We start from the raw sequence: 4,496 nt of genomic DNA, 5'->3' as shown, positions 1-4,496 counted from the left end.
AATCCGCCGGGAGCGGATTTGAACGTTGCGCAGCAACGGCCCGGAGGGTGGCGGGCAGGACGCCCGCCATAAACTGCTAGGCATCAATTTCGTGAAGAAGCCCATCCAGACGGACGGGCTTTTTTGCGTGTGTGGTAACTGTAAAAATGCAGGCCTGATAAGCGCAGCGCCATCAGGCAACCTGCACCGCCGGATGGCAGCTTCGCCTTATCCGGCCTACGGCATCGACATAATGCCTGTGTATACCGCCTTATTCCGTCGACATAACCGCAAGCCTTCCCTACATAGATGCGGTAAACTAAGCCTGATTTTGCATCAGGAAAGCGTCTATGAATCACTCCCTAAAACCCTGGAATACCTTCGGCATTGATCATTGTGCAAAGCACATCGTATGCGCTGAAAACGAACAACAACTACTGAGCGCCTGGCAGCAAGCAACTCGTGAGGGACTGCCGGTTATGATCCTGGGTGAAGGAAGCAATGTCCTGTTTCTGGAAAATTACGCCGGCACCGTGATCCTTAACCGCCTGAAAGGCATTGAGGTCAATGAAACCGCGGACGCCTGGCACCTACACGTCGGCGCAGGCGAAAACTGGCATCAGCTGGTTCGCTACGCGCTGGACAACAACATGCCCGGCCTGGAGAATCTGGCGCTCATCCCTGGCTGCGTTGGTTCCTCACCTATACAGAATATTGGCGCGTATGGCGTAGAACTACAACGCGTCTGCGACTACGTTGACTGCGTTGAACTGGAAACGGGAAAACGTCTGCGTTTGTCTGCGGCGGAATGCCGTTTCGGCTATCGTGACAGTATCTTCAAAAATGAATATCAGGATCGCGTTGCGATCGTCGCGGTGGGACTGCGTTTGTCAAAGCAATGGCAGCCGGTGTTGACCTATGGCGATCTTACTCGTCTGGACCCGAAAACGGTCACCGCACAACAGGTATTTGATGCTGTATGCCATATGCGCACCACAAAATTGCCGGATCCTAAAGTGAATGGCAATGCGGGCAGCTTTTTTAAAAATCCCGTTGTCGCAGCCGATATCGCTATGGAACTGTTAGAACGATTTCCCAACGCGCCGCATTACCCTCAGGCAGACGGCTCAGTGAAGCTGGCGGCAGGCTGGCTGATTGACCAATGTCAGTTGAAAGGCGTCACCATTGGCGGCGCTGCGGTGCATCGCCAACAGGCGCTGGTATTGATTAATGCGAATGATGCGACAAGTAAAGATGTGGTGGCGCTGGCGCATCATGTCCGGCAAAAAGTGGGTGAAAAATTTAATGTCTGGCTGGAGCCTGAGGTTCGCTTTATTGGTCAGCTCGGAGAGGTGAACGCTGTGGAGAGCATTGCATGAAAGATACTACCGTTCCCCTGACGCTGATCTCACTACTTGCCGACGGAGAGTTTCACTCAGGCGAGCAGTTGGGTGAACGGCTGGGAATGAGCCGCGCGGCGATTAATAAACATATCCAGACATTACGCGACTGGGGAGTAGATGTATTTACCGTTCCCGGGAAAGGATATAGCTTACCGGAACCCATCCAGTTACTGGATGCTGACCGTATACATAGCCAACTGGATAGCGGAAACGTGGCGGTATTGCCCGTTATCGATTCAACCAATCAGTATTTACTTGATCGAATTGGTGAGCTGCGCTCAGGCGATGCCTGTGTAGCAGAATACCAACAGGCAGGGCGTGGTCGTCGCGGGCGTAAATGGTTCTCACCGTTTGGCGCGAATCTATATCTTTCAATGTACTGGCGTCTGGAGCAGGGGCCTGCGGCGGCAATAGGCTTGAGTCTGGTCATTGGAATTGTGATGGCGGAAGTGCTGCGTGAACTGGGCGCAGATAAAGTTCGCGTGAAGTGGCCTAACGACCTCTACCTACTGGATCGCAAGCTGGCGGGTATTCTGGTCGAGTTAACCGGTAAAACGGGCGATGCCGCACAAATAGTGATTGGCGCTGGTATTAACATGGCAATGCGTCGTGTAGAAGAGGACGTGATAAATCAGGGATGGATCACGTTGCAGGAGGCCGGAATTACGCTCGACCGCAATATGCTGGCCGCAAAGCTGATTTATAAGCTACGTGCTGCGCTTGAGCTTTTTGAGCAAGAAGGTCTTTCTCCTTATCTTTCGCGCTGGAAAAAACTGGATAATTTTATTGGTCGTCCGGTAAAACTGATTATTGGCGACAAAGAAATATTTGGTATTTCTCGCGGCATTGATACTCAGGGCGCATTATTGCTTGAACAGGATGGCGTGATTAAACCCTGGATGGGTGGAGAAATATCGCTGCGAAGCGCCGAATAGTAAAAAAGGGGAGTCGGTACTCCCCTTTTTTCTGTTATTTCCGCAATCTTACCTGTTCCACCGCATGGTTAGCGCTCTTGGTCATAATAAGGCTGGCACGTTCTCGCGTGGGTAAAATATTTTGTTTTAAATTCAACCAGTTAATTTCTTTCCAAAGCGAAGCTGCTGTATTAACAGCTTCTTCTTTAGATAATTTCGCATAATTGTGGAAATAAGAGTCAGGATCGGTAAACGCCCCTTCGCGGAATTTCAGGAAGCGGTTGATATACCATGTCTGAAGAAGTTCTTCTGGCGCATCAACGTAAATAGAGAAATCAACGAAATCAGAGACAAATACATGGTGCGGATCGTGAGGATAATCCATGCCGCTTTGTAAAACATTCAAACCTTCAAGAATCAATATATCAGGCTGAGCGACGGTTTTATCCCCTTCAGGAATAACATCGTAAATCAAATGAGAATAGACTGGCGCCGTCACGTTCGGTACGCCCGACTTGAGGTCAGAAACGAATTTCACCAGTCGGTGCATATCATACGATTCGGGGAAGCCCTTTTTCTTCATTAACCCGCGTTCTTTCAACACATGGTTTGGGTGGAGGAAGCCGTCTGTGGTAATCAATTCAACACGGCGGTGTTCCGGCCAGCGACTCAGCAACGCTTGCAGAACGCGTGCTGTCGTGCTTTTACCCACTGCGACGCTGCCCGCGATACTGATGATATAAGGGATTCGCTGGCCGTTAGTGCCCAGAAACTGTTCCAGGACAGCCTGACGACGCAGATTTGAACTGATATAGAAATTTAGCAAACGGGAGAGAGGTAAATATATTTCTGCAACTTCTTCCAGCGATAAATCTTCATTAATGCCTTTTAACTGCGCGATCTCATCCTCGGTCAGGGTCATCGGCACAGAATCGCGAAGCGCAGCCCACTGGCTGCGATCAAACTGTAGGTAAGGCGTCATTAACGATTGCTCTTTTATACTCATAAGCATGTTTCTGGCTGCTATTGCTACATCAGTTCAGCGATGAACGAGGGCCATCCCTGACATGCAACGGCACGTCACATTTAAGTTAATTTGGACAATGGGCAGGAGGGTAACACCAGATGGGGAGGAATAATAAGAAAAAATCTCGCTGTGAAAGCTATCCCTGAGAAGCAATGTGACGAATATACCAGATACAGAAGATTGCTTTCTATCGACGGAACGTTGAAATGCCGCGTCGTATCCTGGTCAGACGGTCGGTAAAATGCCGAAAATTTATGCTCTCTTGTTTGAAATTAGAGCATTTTTGTCTCTTATAGCGCAAAATGTGAGCGATAGAACATTTTATGCAATTTTTTAGTTGCATGAGCACGCAGGTCTCCATAGAATGCGCGCTACTTGATGCCGACTTAGCTCAGTAGGTAGAGCAACTGACTTGTAATCAGTAGGTCACCAGTTCGATTCCGGTAGTCGGCACCATCAAGTCCGGTGGGGTTCCCGAGCGGCCAAAGGGAGCAGACTGTAAATCTGCCGTCACAGACTTCGAAGGTTCGAATCCTTCCCCCACCACCATTTTCGGCCGCGCGCTGGCGCAGCCCGAGACGATAAGTTCGCTTACCGGCTCGAATAAAGAGAGTTTCTCTCGATATTCAGTGCAGAATGAAAATCAGGTAGCCGAGTTCCAGGATGCGGGCATCGTATAATGGCTATTACCTCAGCCTTCCAAGCTGATGATGCGGGTTCGATTCCCGCTGCCCGCTCCAAGATGTGCTGATATAGCTCAGTTGGTAGAGCGCACCCTTGGTAAGGGTGAGGTCGGCAGTTCGAATCTGCCTATCAGCACCACTTCTTTTCTCCTTCCTGTTTTTCTCTTCTGTTTATTAGCATTCAACAAGTCGGGCGTGTTGCCTGGTTGATGTGGTGATATCACCGATTTATCCGTGTCTTAGAGGGACAATCGATGTCTAAAGAAAAGTTTGAACGTACAAAACCGCACGTTAACGTCGGTACTATCGGCCACGTTGACCATGGTAAAACAACGCTGACCGCTGCCATTACTACCGTACTGGCTAAAACCTACGGCGGTGCCGCTCGCGCATTCGACCAGATCGATAACGCGCCGGAAGAAAAAGCGCGTGGTATCACCATCAACACTTCTCACGTTGAATACGATACCCCGACCCGCCACTACGCACA

Annotated in this window: 5 protein-coding genes and 4 tRNA genes; 7 read left to right on the top strand and 2 right to left on the bottom strand. The window is 49.9% G+C overall.

The annotated features are described in order from the left end of the window. Positions 1-329 precede the first annotated feature (329 nt). Positions 330-1,358 carry a UDP-N-acetylmuramate dehydrogenase gene (gene murB / locus ACLJPE_RS23100; protein ID WP_001016648.1) on the top strand — a complete coding sequence of 343 codons (1,029 nt, stop codon included), beginning with the start codon at positions 330-332 and terminating at the stop codon, positions 1,356-1,358. Continuing rightward, positions 1,355-2,317, top strand: coding sequence for a bifunctional biotin--[acetyl-CoA-carboxylase] ligase/biotin operon repressor BirA (gene birA, locus ACLJPE_RS23095; RefSeq protein ID WP_000655747.1), 963 nt, complete (start codon positions 1,355-1,357; stop codon positions 2,315-2,317). The genes murB and birA overlap by 4 nt, the downstream gene beginning before the upstream one ends. Positions 2,318-2,351: 34 nt before the next feature. Here the strand turns inward: birA and coaA are convergent, their stop codons facing one another. Further along, complete coding sequence (coaA, locus tag ACLJPE_RS23090; RefSeq protein WP_000023067.1) at positions 2,352-3,302, bottom strand: type I pantothenate kinase; 951 nt, start codon at positions 3,300-3,302, stop codon at positions 2,352-2,354. A 208-nt stretch (positions 3,303-3,510) separates the two neighbouring features. Beyond that, positions 3,511-3,684, bottom strand: coding sequence for a hypothetical protein (locus ACLJPE_RS23085; protein WP_001621476.1), 174 nt, complete (start codon positions 3,682-3,684; stop codon positions 3,511-3,513). Between the two features lie 19 nt (positions 3,685-3,703). Here ACLJPE_RS23085 and ACLJPE_RS23080 point away from each other — a divergent pair. From ACLJPE_RS23080 to ACLJPE_RS23060, 5 genes are all read left to right on the top strand, one after another. After that, a tRNA-Thr gene (locus ACLJPE_RS23080) sits at positions 3,704-3,779 on the top strand. An 8-nt stretch (positions 3,780-3,787) separates the two neighbouring features. Further along, positions 3,788-3,872, top strand: a tRNA-Tyr gene (locus tag ACLJPE_RS23075). Between the two features lie 116 nt (positions 3,873-3,988). Then, positions 3,989-4,063 (top strand) — tRNA-Gly (locus tag ACLJPE_RS23070). Positions 4,064-4,069: 6 nt separating this feature from the next. Further along, positions 4,070-4,145, top strand: a tRNA-Thr gene (locus tag ACLJPE_RS23065). A 115-nt stretch (positions 4,146-4,260) separates the two neighbouring features. Next, positions 4,261-4,496, top strand: a 236-nt coding sequence (locus tag ACLJPE_RS23060; RefSeq protein ID WP_000031667.1) for a GTP-binding protein, incomplete at its 3' end; no start/stop codon positions are given.

Source organism: Salmonella sp. SAL04196, from assembly GCF_046550835.1.
Taxonomy (GTDB): Bacteria; Pseudomonadota; Gammaproteobacteria; order Enterobacterales; family Enterobacteriaceae; genus Salmonella; species Salmonella enterica.
The sequence above is the reverse complement of the archived record's forward strand: the minus strand, read 5'-3'. Positions and strand labels throughout refer to the sequence as shown.

Excerpts from the sequence above, each read along its gene's own strand:
- murB (WP_001016648.1), top strand. The coding sequence starts at position 330 with ATGAATCACTCCCTAAAACCCTGGAATACCTTCGGCATTGATCATTGT.
- birA (WP_000655747.1), top strand. The coding sequence starts at position 1,355 with ATGAAAGATACTACCGTTCCCCTGACGCTGATCTCACTACTTGCCGAC.
- coaA (WP_000023067.1), bottom strand. The coding sequence starts at position 3,302 with ATGAGTATAAAAGAGCAATCGTTAATGACGCCTTACCTACAGTTTGAT.
- ACLJPE_RS23085 (WP_001621476.1), bottom strand. The coding sequence starts at position 3,684 with ATGGAGACCTGCGTGCTCATGCAACTAAAAAATTGCATAAAATGTTCT.